A 20617-nucleotide genomic window follows, 5' to 3' on the forward strand; every position below is an offset into this window, starting at 1 on the left:
CCACTGGCCAATGTCTCAGAAAAAAGTAGTTCTTGCCTTTAGCGGGGGCCTCGATACCTCCTTTTGCGTTAAATATTTGTCCGAAGACCGGGACATGGAAGTTCATTCGGTGCTGGTCGATACGGGCGGTTTTTCGGATGCCGAGATCAAAGCGATCGAAGAACGGGCGTATTCGCTGGGCGTAAAATCCCACGCGACTATCTCTAAAACAGACGATTATTACCAACAGTGCCTCAAATTTCTGGTGTATGGTAACGTCCTGAAAAACAATACGTACCCACTCAGCGTCAGTGCCGAGCGGATTTTTCAGGCCATTGCCGCTGCTGAATACGCCCGCGAAATTGGCGCGTCGGCTATTGCTCACGGCTCTACCGGTGCCGGTAATGACCAGGTACGTTTCGATATGGCGTTCCGGATTATCATTCCCGATGCCGAAATTATTACGCCCATCCGTGATTTACGTTTGTCGCGTGAAGCCGAAATCGAGTATTTGAAGTCAAAAGGGGTGGTGCAGGAATGGCACAAAGCCGCTTATTCGATCAATAAAGGGTTGTGGGGAACATCGGTTGGCGGCAAAGAAACGCTCACCTCCGATCAGTTTCTGCCCGAATCGGCCTGGCCCACGCAGATTACGAAAACCGAGCCTGAAATCATCACGCTGACGTTCGTACACGGCGAAATCAAAGGCATTTCCGGGTTAGCAACCGGTGACGAAACGTTTGCCAACCCGGTCGATGCGATTCGTAAATTAACCGAACTGGCTGGACCGTTTGGTATCGGCCGCGATATTCACGTGGGCGACACCATCATTGGCATCAAAGGGCGCGTTGGTTTCGAAGCACCAGCTCCGTTGATTCTCATTAAGGCGCACCATACGCTCGAAAAACACGTACTGGCCAAGTGGCAGATGTACTGGAAAGAGCAGTTGGCAAACTGGTACGGGACAATGCTCCACGAAGGGCAGTTTATGGACCCCGTTATGCGCAACATCGAAACATTCCTGAGCGATACGCAAAGCCATGTGTCGGGTAAGGTGCATGTGCAGCTGGCACCGTATCGTTTCCAGGTACTGGGGATCGAATCAGAGCATGACCTGATGTCATCGGTATTCGGTAGCTACGGCGAGATGAACAACGCCTGGTCGGGCGACGATGTACGTGGCTTTTCCAAAATAGCCTCGAACCAGGTAATGATCTACGAGAAAATCCGTGAACATAATTCTTGATGCCAGTCCGTTAGGGATTGGATTTTATCACCGGCAGGCCCGTACCGGCATTAGTCGCGTTGTTGAACAGCTAGTCGCTGGTTTGCAACGGGCCGATGCCGGTACGCTGATGCTGGCGGCACCGACGCATCTGGCCGAAACGATGCGATACGCTAAAACCGCTTTTGGCGATAAAGCACCGGCATTTGTCAATGCTTCTGGCGAACAGGCGGTAGCCCGCTTTGAAAACGGATTACTAGCGCCTTTTTCTCCGGAAAGCAAGCCATCTAAAGCTGTTCGGGAGATAGCCTATCGGACGCGTCGGGCGTTAGGACGCGAAAAGTCGCGTTTCAATGCCGCTGGTTTGCCCGCTGATTCGGTTTACCACGCTACCTTTTTTCCCGTTCCTGATGGGCTTCGCCAACGTCGGCTGCCGATGGTGCAAAGTATCTACGACATGATCCCGATTTTGCACCCGGAATGGTTTACCGCCGGTGAGCAAACGGTGAAGCAAGTACTGGATACACTTTCGCCCGATGCGTGGGTTACGACCATTTCGCAGGCGACAAAAGACGATTTCTGCGCCTACACGGGATTTAATCCGGCGCAGGTGGTGCCCATTTTGCTGGCTGCTTCGCCATCGCTGTTTTATCCGTCGGTGGATGAAGCCCGCAATCGGACTGTCCGGCAAAAACTGGGCATTGGTGATGAGCCGTATCTGCTCAGTCTGGCTACGTTGGAGCCGCGCAAAAATATTGCGCACCTTATTCGATCGTTTGGGCAACTGGTCGATGGGGGCGACTTACCTGCCGACGTGCGGTTAGTGCTGGTCGGAACGAAAGGCTGGAAGTTCAACGATATTATGGCCGAAGCGAGTAAAAATCCGGCTCTAGCCGCGCGATTGATCTTTACGGGTTTTGTTCAGGATGAAGATCTGGCTCCGCTCTACAGTGGAGCAACCGCTTTTGTGTACCCGTCGTTGTACGAAGGCTTTGGATTACCTCCGCTGGAAGCGATGCAGTGCGGTTTGCCGGTCATTACGTCCGACATTCCGGCCATTACGGAAGTGGTTGGCGAGGCTGCCATTCGTGTTTCACCGACCGACACCGACGCCCTTTGTCAGGCCATACTCACCGTAGCGACATCGCAATCGGTCAGAAACGAGATGGCTACCAAAGGATTGAAACAGGCATCGTTGTTTTCGTGGGACAAATTTACCGCCGAACATGTTGCGCTTTATACAGGCATTTTAGCTACTTGATGAGTTTGGCAGTTGTCTGGTCGTTGGTTGGTGGTCATACGCCGTATCTCCAAGATACGGCGTATGACCACCAACCAACGACCAGACAAATCAAGCCGATCCCAACCTAATTGAATAACGGGTCACGCACCTATCCGTTGACCCAAAGAGATCGTATGAAACTGAACGTTGGCATTATTGGTGGAGCTGGCTACACAGGTGGCGAATTACTCCGAATCCTGATCAATCACCCCTTTGTTACGGTGGCCTTTACGCATAGCAAGAGTCAGGCCGGTAAACCGGTATGGGCTACGCACACGGATCTGTTGGGCGATACTGACCTGAAATTTTCGGGCGAAGATATATCGGTACTATTGGCGCAGGAAGGGCTGGACGCTATTTTTCTCTGTTCAGGCCACGGGGCATCCGCTACGTTCATGGCCGAAAACGAGATTTCGGACGATATTACGATCATTGATCTGAGTACCGATTTTCGGGACGAGCACGATGATTTCGTGTATGGGCTACCCGAACTTCAGCGCGAACGGATTCAGGAAGCCACGCGCATTGCTAATCCCGGCTGTTTTGCTACGAGCATTCAACTGGCCCTGTTGCCACTCGCCAAAGCCGGATTGCTGCACGATGCTGTCCAGGTGAGCGCCATTACAGGCAGCACGGGTGCAGGACAGGCACTCGTACCGACAACGGGCTTTACCTGGCGCAACAACAACATCTCGATCTACAAGGCATTTACGCACCAGCATTTGACTGAGATTCGGCAGAGTCTGACAACTCTCGATCCGGATTTCACCCACGCAATCAACTTCATACCCTACCGGGGCGATTTTACGCGGGGAATCATGGCAAACGTGTATACGCCGTTTACCGGTACGCTGGACGAGGCAAACGAGCTATACCATACCTTTTACGCCAATCACCCGTTTACGCACGTGAGCGCTGCGTCCGTTGATGTAAAACAGGTAGTTGGAACGAACAAGTGCTTTTTGCATCTCGAACTGCATGATGGTCAGTTACTTATCACGAGCGTGATCGATAACCTGACCAAGGGGGCTGCCGGACAGGCGATCCAGAACCTTAACCTCGTACTTGGTTTGCCGGAAGATACCGGGTTGCGATTGAAAGCCGTAGCGTTTTAAGTCGAATCCCCCTACTGGTATGCAATCACTTCTGTTGAGGACTTTAGTCGTAGCCAGCACGGTCTTGCTGTCCGTATCCTGTCGTACGTCTAAAGTCCTTGATCAGCAATCAAAAGCAGAGAGTGATTACTGCGTTCCCGCCTTGCAGTATGCCTATGATCCTGCTTACCTGCCGAGGCCTGATGTCGACGCTTTTTTGCGGGCGGATACCAGTCTGACAAAACGATACTCGCGCCATGACCTGCTGATGGCCAACGCTTCCGGCGTGTTGCCGTTGTTGAAGGAATTGATTCAGCTGGAAAAAACACCGCTAACGACCGCTAACCGACTGGAGCGGGTCATCAAACGGCAACAAATCCAGCAGCGGTTGGCCCTTGCGTCGACGGAACTGTCGAGCTTTGCGGCCGAACTGGATTGCGAAGGCGAACGCGCCGACCAGCTGGCTACCTATCTCGATCAAAAAGATACCCGACGGGTACGCCGGTTAACGATTTTTTCAGTCGTAATCGGGGCCGTGACGACCGTAGCGACGGCGTTGATTCAGGCCGATAACACAGGAAAGATCGTTGGTATTTCGGGTGGATTGGTCAGTGCCGCTGCCGGTGGACTGGCGGCTTTTTCGTCGAATAAATCGGTTATTTTTACGCATAAACGAAATCTGCTGGCCGATCTATGGTATCAGCCCGCTCAGTCGTCTGTTTACCCCCCGCTAATCTGGTATGTGTTGACCGAGAAGACGTTCAGCAACAGCGGACAAACATCCATAAGCGCTAACATTCGTCAGCGATGGCGGGGTTACGTGCTCGAAGGTACGTCCAGCGATGAGCAGACCCTGTATTTCGGATCGGGGGGCAACTACCAGGCCGATGACCTACACACACGGGCCAACATGCTCAATCAGCTTCAATCGTCTGTTCGGTCGATTAATCAGGATTTGCAGGGATTACTGCTTAGTTTAGGGAATTAGTACCCGTACCACTCACCCCACCACTTCTGTAGACTCCGGCGAATTTCGGCCTCGCGGGCGTTTTGGCCGGGTTCGTAAAGCTTGCGCCCTTTCAGATCGTCGGGGAGAAAATTCTGCTGGGCAAAATTACCTTCGTGCGCATGTGCGTACTGGTAGTCATTACCGTAACCGATCTGCTTCATCAGCTTCGTGGGGGCATTGCGCAAATGCAACGGAACGGGCAGGTGCGCCGTCTGCTCGGCCAGCGCAATGGCTTCGTCAATGGCTACGTAGCTTGCATTGCTCTTCGGGGAGGTGGCCAGGTAGACCGCGACCTGAGACAGAATAATCCGCCCTTCGGGCATACCGATAGCGCGAATGGCCTGCACCGCTTCCGACGCCATAATCATAGCGGTGGGATTTGCATTTCCAATATCTTCCGATGCCATGATCAGCATGCGCCGGGCGATGAAGATTGGGTCCTCACCGGCTACGATCATCCGGGCCATCCAGTACAAAGCTGCGTTCGGATCTGACCCGCGTAGCGATTTGATGAAGGCCGAAATAATGTCGTAATGCTGCTCGCCAGACTTATCGTAGCGGGCAATGTTCTGTTGGGCCACGGTTGTTACGCCCTCATCGGTGATCACCAGTGGGTCAGCCGCAACGTGAGCCGACGCTACCAGTTCCAGCAGGTTCAGCAGTTTTCGCCCATCGCCACCCGACAGGCGCAGCAAGGCATCGTAAGATTCGACGGTAATCTGCTTCGATTTCAAAAACGCATCCTGCCCAATCGCCCGATCAATAACTTGAATCAGCTCATCGCGACTGAGTCCTTCCAGAATATATACCTGACAACGCGACAGTAGCGCACTGTTCACTTCAAACGAAGGATTTTCGGTGGTGGCACCAATAAGCGTGATCTGCCCTTTTTCGACAGCGCCCAGCAACGCATCCTGCTGGCTTTTGTTAAAGCGATGAATTTCGTCGATAAAAACCACCGGCGGAAAGATGCCCGATGGGCGGCTCAATACATCCCGAATTTCCTTGACGCCCGAATTGATGGCGCTCAGAGCGATGAAGGGCCGTTTGACTGCTTCGGCCAGCAGCAGAGCCAGCGTCGTTTTACCCACGCCGGGCGGTCCCCACAGGATCATAGAGGGTAAGCGTCCGGCATCGACCGCCCGACGCAGGGCACCGGATGGACCAATAAGCTTTCGCTGACCAATAACATCGTTGATTGTGCGGGGGCGAACCCGCTCGGGTAAGGGCGTTGAGTCCGTATTCATCCGGCGAAATTACGCACAAAAAAAAACGGTAGCTACTCGCGCAGCTACCGTGTTCAGAAAAGGTTTAGGAATAATCAGGGGTAGGATTAGAGGGCTACGTTCTCGGGGGTGATGTAGCGTTTCAAGTTGCTCATCGCGCCAAAAATAAGATTGTAGACGGACTGTATATTTATCTGCATTAAGGTCGAAATTTCTTCATTACTCATATTCTGGAAATAGCGGAGGTGAACCGCTTCACGCTGACGGCGGGGGAGCTTTTCGAGCGCCTGGTGCAGACAGTCGTTCATAAATGAATCTTCCTCATACGAAATCAGCAGATTCTCGTGGGATGGATCCGCACCGGGCAGGGTATCGCCCACGCGCCGACCGTTAGTTATTTCATCCTGGCTTACTAATTTCTGTTCGGCGGTTAAGTGACGAACCAGTTTCCGCTTGATAGACGCCATCAGGTAAAACCGAACCGATGTTGTTGGACCAATGGTTGTCCGGTGTTTCCACAATTCAACAAACAAATCGTGAATGCAATCTTTGATCAGCGCCCGATCGGTGGCAAAGTGGGCACAGTAATGGTAAAGTGTTTGAACGTAGTTCTGATACAAGCGGGCGAAAGCAGTTTCATCGCCATTGCGAAACAGGTTCCAAAGAGTTTCGTCGTCAGGTCCGGTTTGCGTACGGGAACGAGGCATGAGCGGGTAGATATAGGTTGAGGAACTCGTAAGAAGTCTGTAAACATATTAATAATAAATTGAATTTAAAACGGTATCGAAAATAAAATTTTTTTGTTGCCTTATTTAACAATTTGAAGAGGGGTGAAATGAAACGTTTTCCCATCGAACAAACCCTTATCACTTAACTTCAGAGCCGGTATAACCAATAAAGCCATGAAGGACAGGGTCATAAACGGGGCTGCCAGCGTACTTCCCAAATCTTGTTTGGCAAACTGGTCCAGCGCCATGTATTGAGTGGCTACGTCATAGCCGTCTGCGTCGGTCATCAGGCCGGCAACGGGCAACGGAAGTAATTGCGTTTCGGGCGTTGTGGTCAAATGAAGAAATCGGCGACGGCTCATTACTTCATCGTCATGCTCGTGGGGCTTGGTGCCAGCTACCGCCGACAAGCCTCCTCGGGCTCCGATGACCAGATTGATGGCCTGACAAATGCTCTCGTCAGTACAGCCAACGGCGGTTATATTGTGGGAATCGTGCCCAACCGACGACGCAATCGCGCCGTGTTTTAGTCCGAAGTTTTTGACGAACGCGATCGCTGGCGGAACATTCTCGTACCGATTGACGACAACGAGTTTCAGAATGTCACGATCAAGGTCGGGTACGATCAGGCCGTTTTCCACGTTGGGCGACAGGTGCAGCTCATTGGTGATAAGCTGCCCATCGAGCGCCTGTATAGCCCGAATCTGTGATGAGGTTGGATCGGCAGGTACCGCAAACTCCTCGACCGTCTTAGATTCACAATTGAATTGATTGACGTGCTCACTCCGGGTATCCGGAAGAAAAGACTTGCCCTGTTCGGCGACGATTTCACCATCAATAACCGTCCGCTCTATTTGAAAGTCGCGCAGATTGTTGACAACGAGATAATCGGCGGGGTCGCCCTCGCGCAAAAGGCCGACGGGGAGCCGATAGTGGAGAACCGGATTAAGACAAGCCGCCCGCAGGACGTTCCAGAGCGAATGTCCTGCGGCCAGAGCGCGCAGCACCAGTTGGTTGATGTGTCCTTCGGCGAGCGTATCAGGGTGCTTGTCATCGGAGCAGAACATAATTTGCGCCGGAAACTCGGCCAGTAGCGGAATCAGAGCCTCAAAATTACGGGCGGCACTCCCTTCGCGAATCAAAATATGCATACCCCGGCGGGCCTTATCAAGCCCTTCCTCGTAGGTATAGCATTCATGATCGGTGGTAATTCCCGCGTCGATGTACCGTTGCGCGTCTTCGCCCGTCAGACCGGGTGCATGACCATCAACGGGTTTGTTGACTTCTTTGGCCAGGGCAATTTTAGCCATCACTTCCGGGTCCTGATGCAGCACTCCGGGGAAATTCATCATCTCCGCCAGATAGCCAATCTCGTCCAGGCCGAGCAGATACCGTACATCCTCTACATTGATCGTTGCCCCGGCAGTTTCGAAGGGCGTGGCCGGAACGCATGACGGCGCTCCGAACATAAATTTGAAGGGTACTTCAGCAGCTTCGCGAAGCATATACTCGACGCCCGCAACGCCCAGCACGTTTCCGATCTCGTGCGGGTCCGACACGGTGGCAACCGTACCATGCACCACCGCCAGCCGCGCAAACTGCGGGGGGGTCAGCAACGAACTTTCGATGTGAACGTGAGCGTCCACAAAACCGGGTATGATATACGGTTCACCGGGCCGTTCGTCATCGATCCGTTCGATGCTGGTAATAAAACCACTGTTGACGACAAGGTTTCCGTAGAAAATCGTCTGGTCAAAAAGATTCAGGATGTTGGCCGCAGGCATACTTAGATTCGAATAAAGAGTTTTCGGCGGTACATCCACCGGAGAATAGCATAGAAAATGACTAATGTAACGGCCCCAATCAGTAACTGTTCATAAGCAGGTCCGAAGATCAGAAACGGCCCATGCCCGAGATGAGTATAAAGTGACGCGATAATAAACCGGTCGATGAGGTGAACCAGGCAGTAAATGGCAATGGAGTTCATGCCAACGACAACCAGCGGAAACGCCCACTTCCGGTGTCCGGATACGTCGATAACGGAATAGAAAAACGTTAGCAGCCAGAAACACCAGCCGCCACTAAACAGGACCCAGGCCGGTGTCCAGATCCGCTTGACGATGGGACAAATACCCGCGACCTGTAACAGCATACCGCCAGCCAGCCCTATCGCTCCGGCAATAAGTAAGCGCTTGATCAGTGCAGAATGCGTGAGGTCAGATCGTAGCCATCGGCCAGCCTGTAACCCAAGCAGCATCGTGCCGAGTGTTGGAATAAAACTCAGGGTAGCATAGCCTCCGCCGTTAAACAGAAAGGGTGTTTCGCGCGGAAATAAATTCAGAAACCAGCGATCGAAAGCCCAGGCCAGATTACTGTTTTTGTTGAAATGAGCCATCAGACCCGAATACTGCTCCGGCCAGTTTGCCGGAACGCCAACCTGACTATAATCAAAGGTGACCGGCACTGGATACAGGACGAAGGCCAGCCAATAAGCAACTAAAATCAAGCCAAAGGCGATCCAGGTAGTTTGCGGACGGGTTTTGCCGAGTAAAAACAAAAACGGATAACCTAGGCCAATTTGGGTCAGGGTATCCTCGAACGTGAAGTACGTTTGTTCGGCATGGGTGGACCGGAGGAAAATGCCCAGTACAATCAAAATCAGCGATCGACGGAGGGCGCGCCAGAACTGCGCAGTTGCCGGTTGACCGTGCGCGGTCTGACTAGCCACCGAATAGGGGAGCGCCACCCCGACCAGAAACGAAAACGACGGCTGAATCAGGTCGTGTAGGGAGCAGCCTGCCCAGGGCACATGGTCCTGGTGGTGGGCCAGAAACGCCCAGAACGAACTGTCCGGAAAGGCTTCGTGCAGTCGGTGAAAGCTCAGCAGTTCGGCGGCCATCAATGTCATAACGAAGCCCCGGTAGGCATCCATAGACATCAGGCGGCCCGCCGGAAAACCCGATTGGGTGTCGGTAGAAGGAAGGGGCATAAGGCAGGGGGGAATCTGATGTCAAAACTTGGGATTGATGATCACATTCGCAATAGCGTTCCGTAAAGTTTTTTAACAAAGGGTGGTATATTTCGGATTAATGCGTCTCTTACTGTAAAATAAGCTTTTTCTGATGTCTGCCCGTGTGCTGAAAGTTCATCCCGCCGATAATGTCATTGTCGCCCTGCGCAATCTGTCAGCTGGAGAACAAATTGAATTTGATAACGCTGTCTACTCGCTTCCGTATGCCGTTGGGGCCAAGCATAAATTTGTAACGGAAGATCGGCAAATTGGTGATCCGATCACTATGTACGGCGTTCTGGTTGGTAAAGCAATCCAGCCCATCCGCCGGGGCGAACCCATCACGACGTTTAATCTGAAGCATGACGCTGACCGGTATGGGCTCGACAAAAAACAGCCCTATTCTTGGCAGCCACCCGACGTTTCGGCCTGGCAGAATCGTACGTTCATGGGCTATCACCGGGCCGATGGCAGTGTGGGAACGCGCAACTACTGGCTGGTTGTGCCCCTGGTCTTTTGCGAAAACCGAAACGTCCTGATTCTCAAAGATGCCTTTGAACGCGAACTGGGTTATTCGCAGCCCGAAACGTACCGCGAACAGGTTCATGAACTGTTAAGTCTGTACCGGGTTGGTGACATGAACACCATCAAAAAGATGGAACCGTTTGTCGATGAGTCGCAGAACCAGACGCTCAATCACCTGCGCCACCAGCCAACCCGCCCGTTTAAAAACATCGATGGTATCAAATTCCTGACGCACGAGATGGGTTGTGGCGGAACCCGCCAGGATTCGGCTTACTTGTGCTCCTTGCTGGCGGGGTTCATCAATAACCCGAACGTTGCCGGAGCAACGGTGCTAAGTCTGGGTTGTCAGCATTTGCAGGCCGACATGATCGGGGCGGAAATCAAGCGGCAAAATCCTAAATTTAACAAACCCCTGTTACTGTTCGAACAACAGGCCGGAACCGAGTACGCGCTAATGTCGCAGGCCGTTAAGGAAACGTTTCTGGGTCTGGTAGAGATTAATAAGCTTGAACGGCAACCCGCCCCGCTGAGCGCCTTAACGGTTGGTCTGAAATGTGGCGGTTCGGATGGCTTTTCGGGGATCTCGGCCAATCCGGCCATTGGGCATCTGTCGGATATAATCGTCGGACTGGGCGGAAAAACCGTGCTGGCCGAATTTCCGGAGTTGAATGGCGTTGAGCAGGAGCTCATCAATCGCACCGACGATACGACAAAAGCGCAGAAGTTTATTAACCTGATGGGTGATTACTCGGCGCAGGCCGAAGCCGCCGGGTCTGGTTTCGACATGAACCCATCGCCGGGTAACATTAAGGATGGTCTCATTACTGACGCGATTAAATCGGCGGGGGCCGCCAAGAAAGGGGGGACCGCCCCGGTTGCCGATGTGCTCGATTATGCCGAACCGGTCGTAACGCCCGGCCTGAATCTATTGTGTACACCCGGCAACGATGTCGAAGCAACCACCGGCATGGCCGGTTCGGGCACCAACGTGATTCTGTTCACGACGGGATTAGGAACACCTACTGGAAACCCGGTGAGTCCGGTTGTTAAAATATCGACGAATACGATCCTCAAAAACCGGATGCCCGACGTCATTGATTTCGACAGCGGCCCCATCGTGGACGGCGAGCAGAGTATCGAACAAAATGCCGATGCCTTGCTGGAATACATCATCCGGCTGGCATCCGGCGACGAAATAACTCAGGCCGAACGGCTCGGACAGGACGATTTTATCCCCTGGAAACGGGGCGTGTCTTTATAATGAATGAACGGGCGAACGAGTGAAATCGCGAAAATAACGCGTCAGCCGGTATTCGGTATTATCACAGTTCGTTCATTCACACTTTCGCTCTTTAAACATGTTCTCACTCACGAATAAAACGGCCCTGGTTACGGGCGGGGCCAGCGGTATAGGGCTGGCCATATCTCAGGCTTTTGCGGAAGCAGGGGCCACGGTTCACATTCTGGAAATCAATGAAGAATTGGCGCGGCAGGTCGCCGATGGCATCAACGCATCGGGTGGTCGGGCCGAAGCGCATGGTGTCGATGTGTCGGATCAGGCGCAGGTCGTTGACCTGATTGGTCAGATTGCAGCACAGGGGCCGATTCATATTCTGGTCAACAACGCCGGGGTTGCGCACGTTGGCAAGGCGGACAACACCGCCGAAGCCGATTTTGACCGAATCTTTCGCATCAATGTCAAAGGTGTCTACAACTGTTTATACGCAGCCATTCCGCATTTCAAAGCCAATGGCGGAGGGGTAATTCTGAACATGGCATCGGTAGCCGCATCGGTCGGCATTCCTGACCGGTTCGCTTATTCGATGAGCAAAGGTGCCGTGCTAACGATGACGCTATCGGTGGCGAAAGATTACCTGAGCGACAACATTCGGTGTAATTGTATCTCGCCCGCACGGGTGCATACGCCTTTCGTCGATGGATTTCTGGCAAAAAGTTATCCTGGTCAGGAAGCTGAAATGTTTGAAAAACTCTCGAAAACGCAGCCCATTGGCCGCATGGCCCAACCGAAAGAAGTGGGAGCGCTGGCCTTATACCTCTGTTCCGACGAAGCGGGTTTCATCACCGGCACCGACTATCCGCTGGACGGCGGCTTTATTCGACTGAATAATTAAGTCTGCTTTGGTCTTGACCACCGGCGGTTGGCGCGGTTGCTGTCAATCAGACAGCAACTGCGCCAACCGCTGTGTCGCTAACCAGCTTCCTATTTGCCGATAGCTACTGTCTGCTCGGGAACGTTCCAGCCTTCTACAGATACCAGTGGCGCATTAGGCGTCGGTGTGTAGTCGATAATTACCGTTTTCTGCTCACCGGGCAGCACCGATACATAGTTGTCGCTGTAGAAGACGGGCAATAGCCGCTTTTTCGTTTGTGGATCAAGCAGCGACAGCCGGTTGAAAAAAGCGACTGGATTGCCCGCCGGATTGGTTAACGTAACTTCTACTTTACCCTTCTCAATGGATCGGGTGGCGATCTTCACCGTTGCTCTTGCCATCTGCTGCAAACCTGAGTAAGTTCCAGTCGCATCGGGGAGCCAGTACAGGTTTTCGCTGATGGGCTTTTTGTTTAGATCGAGCAATCGGAGCGATAGAAAAGCGCCTTTATCTCTGGCTAATGCGCTTAGCGTCCGCCCGATCGGTACGTAAGGACGAACGAGCGTCGGGCCGATTTCGGAAAAGACCTGCGTTAAGGTGCTGTCCTTACCCGCCATATCGTACACCTTGATGACCATCATCATGTCGCGCTGAAAAGTAAACGTGTTGTTGGCCACCATCACCATGCTGTCAACGGGGTTGAACATGATGTGGAGCGGTTCACTACCATTGTGTAGACCGTACAGACAAGCATTTGGATCGAGGTAATAATCATACATCTGGCCCCGTAGTGCCGTCCACGGATTTTGCGTTTTCCAGATAATGGTGCCCGTGTACCAATCCCACATGTGCGAAGTAAAGCCTTCCATTAACGCCCGGTACTGGTCGTAATTGACCAGTTGGGCTTTTTTGCCGAAATCGCGGGCGTCGGTAGGCTCACCGTAGGGCGCAATAGCGCCGTCGTAGCCGATGTACTTGTGGTAATCCCACACCGAATCGACTTTGGCCCGTTTGGTTTCTTTCGAATACAGCGGGGTCACCCTGTTTTCGGTCGGCATAAATCGTTCCAGCGACTCGTAATCGCCAACGCCAACCGAACCGACTTCGGAGTTAAACGGCCAGGTTCGGTATTCCCAGAACTTTCGAACGGGCTGAATACCGTACGGTCCATCGCCGTTGCCGCCCAGAAAGTTGAACGACATATCATCCGAGTTGGAGTAATCGATAAACCAGCGGGTGCCGTCGAGCTGCGGCAGAATCGAGTCACGGAGGGATGTCATAATGTCCTGCGGCAGTGTGATCTCATTACCCCCGCACCACATGGCCAGTGACGCGTGGTTCCGAATCATTTTGATCTGGTCGCTGGCCGAAGTCAGGAACAGCGCATGGTCGTCGGGGTACTGCCGGCGCGTCCACTGATCGTCTTTCTTCATCGGATCAACCCAGCGGCCATTGCAGTCACCCGAGCCCCAAAAGTCCTGCATCACCAGCAGCCCATATTTATCGCAGGCCTGATAAAATTCGGGCCGTTCCGACAGCGCCCCGCCCCAGATCCGAACCAGGTTGAGGTTCATGTCGCGGTGAAACCGGACTTCGGCGTCGTAGCGTTCGGGTGAGAAGCGAAGCATGGCATCCGAAATGATCCAGTTGCCGCCTTTGATGAATACTTTCTGTCCATTTACCGAAATCTGGCGACTGCGGGTGGTCGTGTTCCAGTCGGTCTGGATTTCCCGAACACCAACGTTCAATTGCTCAATGTCTGAAATTGCTCCGTTAGCCGCCTTAAACTGGATCGTCATCGGGTATACATGTTGCTGACCATAGCCGTTGGGCCACCAGAGTTTCGGATTTGTCAGGGTCAGGGCGGGCAAATCGACGGTTGTTGTACTGCGTGCGTTCAGGGTTACCGTTTTCGTGAGCGTATGACCGTCCAGCGTGTAGGTCAGCGTGCCGGTTTGGTGAGTAGCCGTTGGGTTTTCCAGTTCTGCCGACACCCGAACGGTGGCCGGTTGCTGCGGCCCACTGGGTTGACGCTTCCCCGGAACCAGCGTTACGACGTGCGGATTCTTCACCTGAACCGCGCCCGTTTTTTCGATTGTCACTTTGTCCCAAATACCCGTGTTCCGGTCGCGAATGGGTTGAATCCAGTCCCACCCGGCTACGTACTGGTGCGAAACCGTGCGGGCAATCGTCCCATCGCCCCCCTGACCACCATTGGGATTGCCAACCGGATCGGGTGGGTAAACGATGACTGCCAACCGGTTGGTGCCCTTGCTGGCCAGTAAGGAGGTGATGTTGAATGATTTCCGCAGAAACATACCGGTATAAGGCTTATCGTTCAGTTTTCGGCCGTTCAGGAAAACGTCGCAACTGTAATTGATCCCCCGAAAGTTGAGCCAGACCTGTTCCCCAGCGTCTGCTTTCTCGGCAAACTCCTTGACGAACCAGTACGTATAATAATCCCGGCCAATGTGGTAAATATCCGGGATGAGCTTATTGTTCATGCCATAGAACGGGTCCGGCACTTGCTTGTTCGCGAGCATGGTCGTCAGCACCGTACCCGGAACGACCGCCGGTTGCCAGCCAGTCAGCGAATACGAAGGACTGGAAATGACGGTTCCCGCGTCTTTCACACGGGCAATTGGCTGACACTGCCAGCCTGAATTCAACTCATACGTTGTTTGGGCTACTGACAGAACGGGCAGGCACAGTAGCGTGAGAAAAAATCGAAAAAGCATGGGGTATTACTTTTATATGTAGAGACGCATGCAAATGCGTCTTCTAACCGGATGGCTTTACTACTAAACAATTGCTGACGCACAGGAGACGCAGGGGATTGCCGCACCGGCGGTGATGCGGCATTCCGACCGGTCTCTACAATGTCAATAAATGGACCTGGGGCGGTCCTGAGCGGCAACGCCCCAGGTTGGGCTAGGTTGGCTACTCATTTCGATGGTGAGCATACCGCCGGCCTGAATCGTCTGGTGCAACAGGTACGACTGTGTGTACGGCTTGCCGTTGAGCAGCACCCGGCTGATGTACCGGTTTGCCTTGCTGTTGTTAACCACATTGATCCGGAACGTTTTTCCGTTGCCGAGGTTCAGGGTTACGTCATCGAAGACGGGGCTGCCGAAGACATAAGCACCATTTGCCGGATTGACGGGATAGAAGCCCAGGGCCGAAAACACGTACCAGGCCGACATCTGCCCGACGTCTTCGTTCCCGCACAGACCATCGGGTCTGGGCGCGTATAAACTATCCAGGATGTAGCGTACTTTGTCGGCGGTTTTCCAGGGCTGCCCCACGTAGGCATAGAGGTAGGTGATGTGATGGCTCGGCTCGTTACCATGCGCGTATTGCCCGATCAGCCCGGTAATGTCGCCGGAGGCTTCGCTACCCATATCCCCCTGCACCACAAATAGCGAGTCGAGTTTTTTAGTAAACGCCTGTTCGCCACCGAGTAAGGTCATGAGCCCTTCGACATCCTGCGGCACCAGCCAGGTGTACTGCCAGGCGTTTCCTTCGGCGAAGTCATCTTTCATATGGCGTGATACTACGGGGCTGAACGGTGTCCGGCGGGCATTGTCGGAAAGGCGTCCCCGCATAAACCGGGTTTCGGGATCGAAGTAGTATTGATACGCTTTGGCCCGTTTGCTGAAATAGGCATAATCATCGGTTTTACCCATTTTTTTGGCGACCTGCGCGATGGCCCAGTCGTCAATGGCGTATTCCAGTCCCTGCGCCACACTTTCTACCAGACTATCGCCCGGAATGTAGCCCTGCGCTTTCACGAACTTTAATCCTCGTTCGTCGCGCATAGCGCTGGCTTTCATCGCATCAAAGGCCAGCTTAGCGTCGAAACCGGTGAAGCCTTTCAGGTACGCATCGGCAATAACCGGGATGGCACTGTTGCCGGGCATGGTGTTGGTTTCGTTCCCGACCAGATGCCAGATGGGAAGTTTGCCCTGCTGCTGGTAAATGGCGAGCATGGAATTCACCATATCATTAACGCGCCGGGGCTGAAGCAAGGTAAGCAACGGATGGGCCGCCCGGTAGGTGTCCCACAACGAAAAGGTCGTCAGGTTCGTAAAGGGCGCGTTTTTGTATAGGTTTTTGTCTGTTCCGAGGTAGTCGCCGTTATGGTCATTGAACGTGGACGGCGCAATCATGGTGTGGTATAGGGCCGTGTAAAACGTAGTCAGCCGGGCTTTGTCGGCCGTTTTGACGATCACCTTAGCCAATTCGGCGTTCCAGGCCGCATCGGCAGCCATGGCGATTTGATCAAAATTCCAGTGCGGTACTTCGGCCCGAATATTGGCTAACGCATTCTCGGAACTGACCGGCGAGATGCCTACTTTGATGGCTACAGTTTCGCCCGACCGCGTTGAGAAACTAACGACGCCTTTCGCTCGGGTAGCCGTTACTGTAGAACCCATTACGGACGTCTGATCGTCGTAGAGGTTTAGCTTCCGGATTGGTTTGGCAAAAACGACGGCGAAATAAAGCCGTTGATCCCGTGCCCAGCCTTTCGAATAGCGGTAACCGACGAGCGTTGTATCATTGAGCTGTTCCAGGTGCGATTGTGTGGTAACGTCGCCCCCGAGCCCTTCCTTCAGGTCGATCAGGATATGCGCATCGGCTGCCTGGGGGAAGGTGTACCGATGCACGCCAACCCGTTGCGTAGCGGTCAGCTCGGCCTTGATAGTATACCGTTGCAGGTTGACGGAATAATATCCCGGCCTGGCTTTTTCATCGGCGTGAGAAAAACGGGATGCGTAGCCGCTCCGACTGTCTTTCGACGTTCCTTTAGTCAGTTGTACCGGCCCGGTTGTGGGCATGATAAGCACATCACCCAAATCACCAATGCCCGTACCGCTAAGGTGCGTATGGGCAAATCCGATGATCAGCGAGTCGGAATAATGATAGCCCGAACACCAGTCCCAACCCTGCGACATCTGGCTGGGACCTAACTGAACAGCACCAAATGGTACATTAGCCCCCATGAATACGTGGCCGTGAAAGCCCGTACCCACAAACGGATCTACATAACGGGTCAATGAATTGGAAACGGCGGGCGATTTTTTGGATTGACCGAGAGCAAGCGTAGCAGTAGCAATCAGGAGAAACGTCACGAAGCGACGAAGCGGAAAATCATTCATTCCAATAGAAAAAGTAAGAGGCATTGTGCCGTTAGTGGCAATCGGACAGAAACCCACGACGACTTCCACCAGTAAAGATAATACCCCCGGCCAGTTGCAGGAACTAGCCGGGGGTATTCCTATAAAAGATGCCATTAATTGCCCGTTTTCAGCAATTTTATTGTGCGTTCTTCCTGATTCTCGTAACGAATGTGCAGCAAATAGATACCCGGCGATAGTTGGTCGCCAAAGGTGATTGTCTGGCCTGCTTTGGTCGATCCGAGCCGTAACTGCTCGCGTCCTGTCTGATTCGCAACGCTCATGGAATGGATATCCCGGTCAGCAACGAACGTAAACTGGTCATTGGTTGGATTGGGAAATACTGGGTTATTGGCTACATCGTCAGCGCCGGCCCGCGCACCCGTCGAACAAACCGAAACCGGTTTGCAATACTGGCTGTACCAGGGCGCTACGGAATAATTGATGCCCACGCAGACCTGACCACCCGTGAAGCTCGGCCCGAACGTATAAGACGCTTTTCCGGCCTGCGTGGCGCTGATACTTTGCGACGAACCCATAAACCACCACGAGAACTGCGTCGCGTTGGGTAAGTTGCGGGCATTCACTTCATATACACGCACGTCGTTAGGGCGTGCGCAGTCAGCACCGATCAAATCCGCCCCGGGGTTAGGCGTCGTTGCCGTTGGGTTGCTCACCTGAATGGTTACGCTGGCCGAGGTGGTCGTAGCCCCCAGATTATCCGTTGCCCTGGCCAGAAGCGTGTACGTACCGGTGCTGACGCCAGTCCAGGAAAATTGGTATGGAGCCGTCGTGCTTTCGCCCAATTTCGTAGTTCCGCTATAAAACTCAACCTTTGCGACACTGCCATCGGTATCGTTGGCCGTGGCCGAAATAGCTATGGTGGCGGGAGCCGTGAAGGTCGCGCTGGTAGCCGGTGCCGTTAGCGATACGGTTGGTGCCTGATTGGTAGGTGTGGGGTTGCTAACCTGAATGCTGATCGTTCCCGACGTGGTTGTTGCGCCCGCGTTGTCGGTCGCTTTCGCGGTCAGTGCATACGTACCCGCGCCAACGTTAGTCCAGTTGAGTTGGTAGGGTGAACTGGTGCGTTCCCCTAGCTTGGTCGAACCGTTGTAGAATTCGACCTTCTCGATAGAACCGTCGGCGTCACTGGCCGAAGCAGCCAGCGTAACGGTTGCCGGAGCCGTGTATGTGGCATTCGTTGTTGGTGATGTCAAGGATACGCTCGGTGATTGGTTCGTCGGTGTAGTTAGCGTTCCTGGGCAAACGGTTACGGTTTTGCAATATTGGCTGTACCAGGGCGCTGCGGAATAGTTGATGCCTACGCAGACCTGACCACCTGTGAAGCTGGCGCCGAAATCAATGCTCGCCTTACCTGCCTGAACGGTCGTAATGCTTTTTGTGGAGCCGGTACACCACCACGAAAAGCTGGTGGCGTTGCCCAGTTTATTTGCGTTGACATTGAAGAGCTGAACCGCATTTGGATAGACGCAATTTGGTCCGATCAGATCTGCCGTTGGGTCCGGGTCGCCCTGGTTGTAAACGAGTACTGTCACTGCGCCGGAAGTGGTGACGGCTCCCTGATTATCCGTCGCCCTGGCCGTGAGCGTATACGTTCCGGCGGTCATGCCCGACCAGGTAAACGCGTAAGGAGCGGTGGCATCTTCGCCTAGCTTGGTGGAACCGTTGTAAAAGTCAACCTTCGATATATTTCCATCGTTGTCGGCTGCATTCGCGGCAATAGTAACCGTTGCTGGTAGTGGAAAGGATGCATTGTTGGCCGGTGAGGTCAGACTAACAATCGGAGCCTGATTAGGAGCCGGTGCCGCCGTGACCTGCACTACCGACGACGTTAAATTACCGCTGCTGATCAGTGCTTTGGCCGTTAATGAATAGGTGCCCTGTGCCAGGCTGGCTATCGTCCAGGAGTAGGGAGCGGTAGCGTCAGAACCTATTAATGTGGTGCCGTTGTAAAACTCGACACGGGTGGCACTGGCATTGTAGACCGACGCGTTGATAACCAAATTCGTACCGATGGCAACGGTCGTATTGTTCGCCGGGCTACTAATCGCTACGGATGGCGTGGCCGGACCGAAATCATCAGCCGGGTTCAGTATGTGGTCTTTCACCCACGTACCCGACGGACTGGTGTTGTTCCACTGCTGGCTGTTGCAGGCACCGGCATTGAGCGCAGCCGACGACTCGCCCGCATCCGAAAATGTCCAGTTACACCAGCTTATTTTCTGGTTACCCGGATTGCTGCCCGCCATCAGATCGAGCCAGGCCTGCCCATTGGTAAAGTCCAGGTTTCCACCGCCCGAGTACGTAGACGTACCCCATTCGCTGAAAAAGAGGGGAAGCTGGTTCGTTACGGATTTGACATCGTTCTGGAAAAAATGCGATGCGGCATAAAAATGAACCGTATACAGAAGATTAGTATAGGCAAGCGGAGCGCTCAAGACATCCTGTGGGCGCTGGTCCCAGTTGGGCGTACCCACCAGCACGATAGCGTTGGGCGCGTTTTTTCGAATAACCGGAATAACCTGTTCGGCGTAACTTTTTATCTGCGACCAGTTAACGCCGTTTGGTTCGTTACAGATCTCGTAGATGACGTGTTTCTTCCCCGCATTGCGCTGCGACATGATATTAAAAAACTCGATCGCATCGGCGGTATGTACGTTCGGGTCGCCGGGGTTGAGAATGTGCCAGTCGATGATGCAATAGATGCCGCTCTGCTCGGCCCAGTCAACGATCTGATTGACTTTGGCCCGCATGGCTTCTTTACCGCTCAGGTAACCACCCTCGTCTACATACATCGCAATGCGCAGTACGTCGGCACCCCAGTCTTTAGCCACGGCCTGAACCGAACTCTGGGTGTAACAGGTCGGAAACCACTGCAAACCATGCGTGCTTACCCCCCGGAGCTGAATCGCTTTGCCTGACTCGTTGGTGAGTTGGTTACCAACTACGTTGAGTTGCCCATTGGCCGCTACGGGTGTCGGCGACTGGCCTATTGCCAATAAGCTGGAGAACAGGCAGCTTAAAAAGAATAGTATATAGATTTTCATAAGAACAAAGTGGTAAAGTTGACGGCTGACTATGTAGGCAAGATACCGAATTTGTAAATTAAAAATAGATACTGGTGTATTTATTTATCGCTAACCATTTTCACCATTCACGAAGCTGGATTGCAACAGAATGGTTAAACTTGCGGCCTAGTCTGCTTTTCTTGTCAACGTATCTTTTTTCTG

Annotated in this window: 13 protein-coding genes; 6 read left to right on the forward strand and 7 right to left on the reverse strand. The window is 53.3% G+C overall.

All coding sequences use genetic code 11. The features are described from left to right. Window positions 1-10 precede the first annotated feature (10 nt). The 4 genes from GK091_RS22790 (at window position 11) to GK091_RS22805 (ending at window position 4568) form a co-directional block, all read left to right on the forward strand. Window positions 11-1225 (forward strand): argininosuccinate synthase, encoded by a 1215-nt coding sequence (locus GK091_RS22790; protein ID WP_164042332.1) that lies wholly within the window; start codon window positions 11-13, stop codon window positions 1223-1225. Continuing rightward, complete coding sequence (locus GK091_RS29970; RefSeq protein WP_164042335.1) at window positions 1209-2465, forward strand: glycosyltransferase family 4 protein; 1257 nt, start codon at window positions 1209-1211, stop codon at window positions 2463-2465. Before GK091_RS22790 ends, GK091_RS29970 begins: the two co-directional genes overlap by 17 nt. Window positions 2466-2620: 155 nt before the next feature. Beyond that, window positions 2621-3601 carry an N-acetyl-gamma-glutamyl-phosphate reductase gene (gene argC / locus GK091_RS22800; protein ID WP_164042338.1) on the forward strand — a complete coding sequence of 327 codons (981 nt, stop codon included), beginning with the start codon at window positions 2621-2623 and terminating at the stop codon, window positions 3599-3601. A gap of 19 nt (window positions 3602-3620) precedes the next feature. Then, window positions 3621-4568 carry a hypothetical protein gene (locus tag GK091_RS22805; RefSeq protein WP_246202361.1) on the forward strand — a complete coding sequence of 316 codons (948 nt, stop codon included), beginning with the start codon at window positions 3621-3623 and terminating at the stop codon, window positions 4566-4568. Here the strand turns inward: GK091_RS22805 and GK091_RS22810 are convergent. The 4 genes from GK091_RS22810 to GK091_RS22825 all read right to left on the reverse strand — a co-directional run bounded on the left by GK091_RS22810 (window position 4565) and on the right by GK091_RS22825 (window position 9532). Then, the gene (locus tag GK091_RS22810) at window positions 4565-5836 is read right to left on the reverse strand and encodes a replication-associated recombination protein A (protein ID WP_164042340.1); all 1272 of its coding nucleotides are present in this window, start codon (window positions 5834-5836) and stop codon (window positions 4565-4567) included. The genes GK091_RS22805 and GK091_RS22810 overlap by 4 nt on opposite strands. Window positions 5837-5922: 86 nt before the next feature. Then, a complete protein-coding gene (locus tag GK091_RS22815; RefSeq protein ID WP_164042342.1) occupies window positions 5923-6522 on the reverse strand; it encodes an RNA polymerase sigma factor in 600 nt (199 codons plus the stop codon). Window positions 6523-6623: 101 nt separating this feature from the next. Beyond that, window positions 6624-8327, reverse strand: coding sequence for an adenine deaminase (gene ade / locus GK091_RS22820; RefSeq protein WP_164042345.1), 1704 nt, complete (start codon window positions 8325-8327; stop codon window positions 6624-6626). A 2-nt stretch (window positions 8328-8329) separates the two neighbouring features. Continuing rightward, the gene (locus GK091_RS22825; protein WP_394351886.1) at window positions 8330-9532 is read right to left on the reverse strand and encodes an acyltransferase family protein; all 1203 of its coding nucleotides are present in this window, start codon (window positions 9530-9532) and stop codon (window positions 8330-8332) included. 133 nt (window positions 9533-9665) lie between these two features. Here GK091_RS22825 and GK091_RS22830 point away from each other — a divergent pair, with 133 nt between their 5' ends. Then, window positions 9666-11339, forward strand: coding sequence for a UxaA family hydrolase (locus GK091_RS22830; RefSeq protein WP_164042348.1), 1674 nt, complete (start codon window positions 9666-9668; stop codon window positions 11337-11339). 97 nt (window positions 11340-11436) lie between these two features. Next, window positions 11437-12210 (forward strand): SDR family NAD(P)-dependent oxidoreductase, encoded by a 774-nt coding sequence (locus tag GK091_RS22835; protein WP_164042350.1) that lies wholly within the window; start codon window positions 11437-11439, stop codon window positions 12208-12210. A gap of 89 nt (window positions 12211-12299) precedes the next feature. Here the strand turns inward: GK091_RS22835 and GK091_RS22840 are convergent, their stop codons facing one another. From GK091_RS22840 to GK091_RS22850, 3 genes are all read right to left on the reverse strand, one after another. Further along, window positions 12300-14927: a glycoside hydrolase family 2 protein gene (locus GK091_RS22840; RefSeq protein ID WP_164042351.1), complete on the reverse strand. Its 2628-nt coding sequence runs from the start codon at window positions 14925-14927 to the stop codon at window positions 12300-12302. A 144-nt stretch (window positions 14928-15071) separates the two neighbouring features. After that, window positions 15072-17348, reverse strand: coding sequence for a GH92 family glycosyl hydrolase (locus GK091_RS22845; RefSeq protein WP_164042354.1), 2277 nt, complete (start codon window positions 17346-17348; stop codon window positions 15072-15074). A 134-nt stretch (window positions 17349-17482) separates the two neighbouring features. Further along, entirely contained in the window at window positions 17483-20434 is a 2952-nt protein-coding gene (locus tag GK091_RS22850) for an Ig-like domain-containing protein (protein ID WP_164042356.1), read from the reverse strand. Window positions 20435-20617: the final 183 nt, after the last annotated feature.

The sequence above is a fragment of the Spirosoma agri genome, from assembly GCF_010747415.1.
Taxonomy (GTDB): domain Bacteria; phylum Bacteroidota; class Bacteroidia; order Cytophagales; family Spirosomataceae; genus Spirosoma; species Spirosoma agri.

Bases quoted from the DNA above. Each gene is read 5' to 3' on its own strand.
- GK091_RS22790 (WP_164042332.1), top strand. From the start codon at position 11: ATGTCTCAGAAAAAAGTAGTTCTTGCCTTTAGCGGGGGCCTCGATACC.
- argC (WP_164042338.1), top strand. From the start codon at position 2,621: ATGAAACTGAACGTTGGCATTATTGGTGGAGCTGGCTACACAGGTGGC.
- GK091_RS22805 (WP_246202361.1), top strand. From the start codon at position 3,621: ATGCAATCACTTCTGTTGAGGACTTTAGTCGTAGCCAGCACGGTCTTG.
- GK091_RS22810 (WP_164042340.1), bottom strand. From the start codon at position 5,836: ATGAATACGGACTCAACGCCCTTACCCGAGCGGGTTCGCCCCCGCACA.
- GK091_RS22815 (WP_164042342.1), bottom strand. From the start codon at position 6,522: ATGCCTCGTTCCCGTACGCAAACCGGACCTGACGACGAAACTCTTTGG.
- ade (WP_164042345.1), bottom strand. From the start codon at position 8,327: ATGCCTGCGGCCAACATCCTGAATCTTTTTGACCAGACGATTTTCTAC.
- GK091_RS22825 (WP_394351886.1), bottom strand. From the start codon at position 9,532: ATGCCCCTTCCTTCTACCGACACCCAATCGGGTTTTCCGGCGGGCCGC.
- GK091_RS22830 (WP_164042348.1), top strand. From the start codon at position 9,666: ATGTCTGCCCGTGTGCTGAAAGTTCATCCCGCCGATAATGTCATTGTC.
- GK091_RS22835 (WP_164042350.1), top strand. From the start codon at position 11,437: ATGTTCTCACTCACGAATAAAACGGCCCTGGTTACGGGCGGGGCCAGC.
- GK091_RS22840 (WP_164042351.1), bottom strand. From the start codon at position 14,927: ATGCTTTTTCGATTTTTTCTCACGCTACTGTGCCTGCCCGTTCTGTCA.
- GK091_RS22845 (WP_164042354.1), bottom strand. From the start codon at position 17,348: ATGAATGATTTTCCGCTTCGTCGCTTCGTGACGTTTCTCCTGATTGCT.
- GK091_RS22850 (WP_164042356.1), bottom strand. From the start codon at position 20,434: ATGAAAATCTATATACTATTCTTTTTAAGCTGCCTGTTCTCCAGCTTA.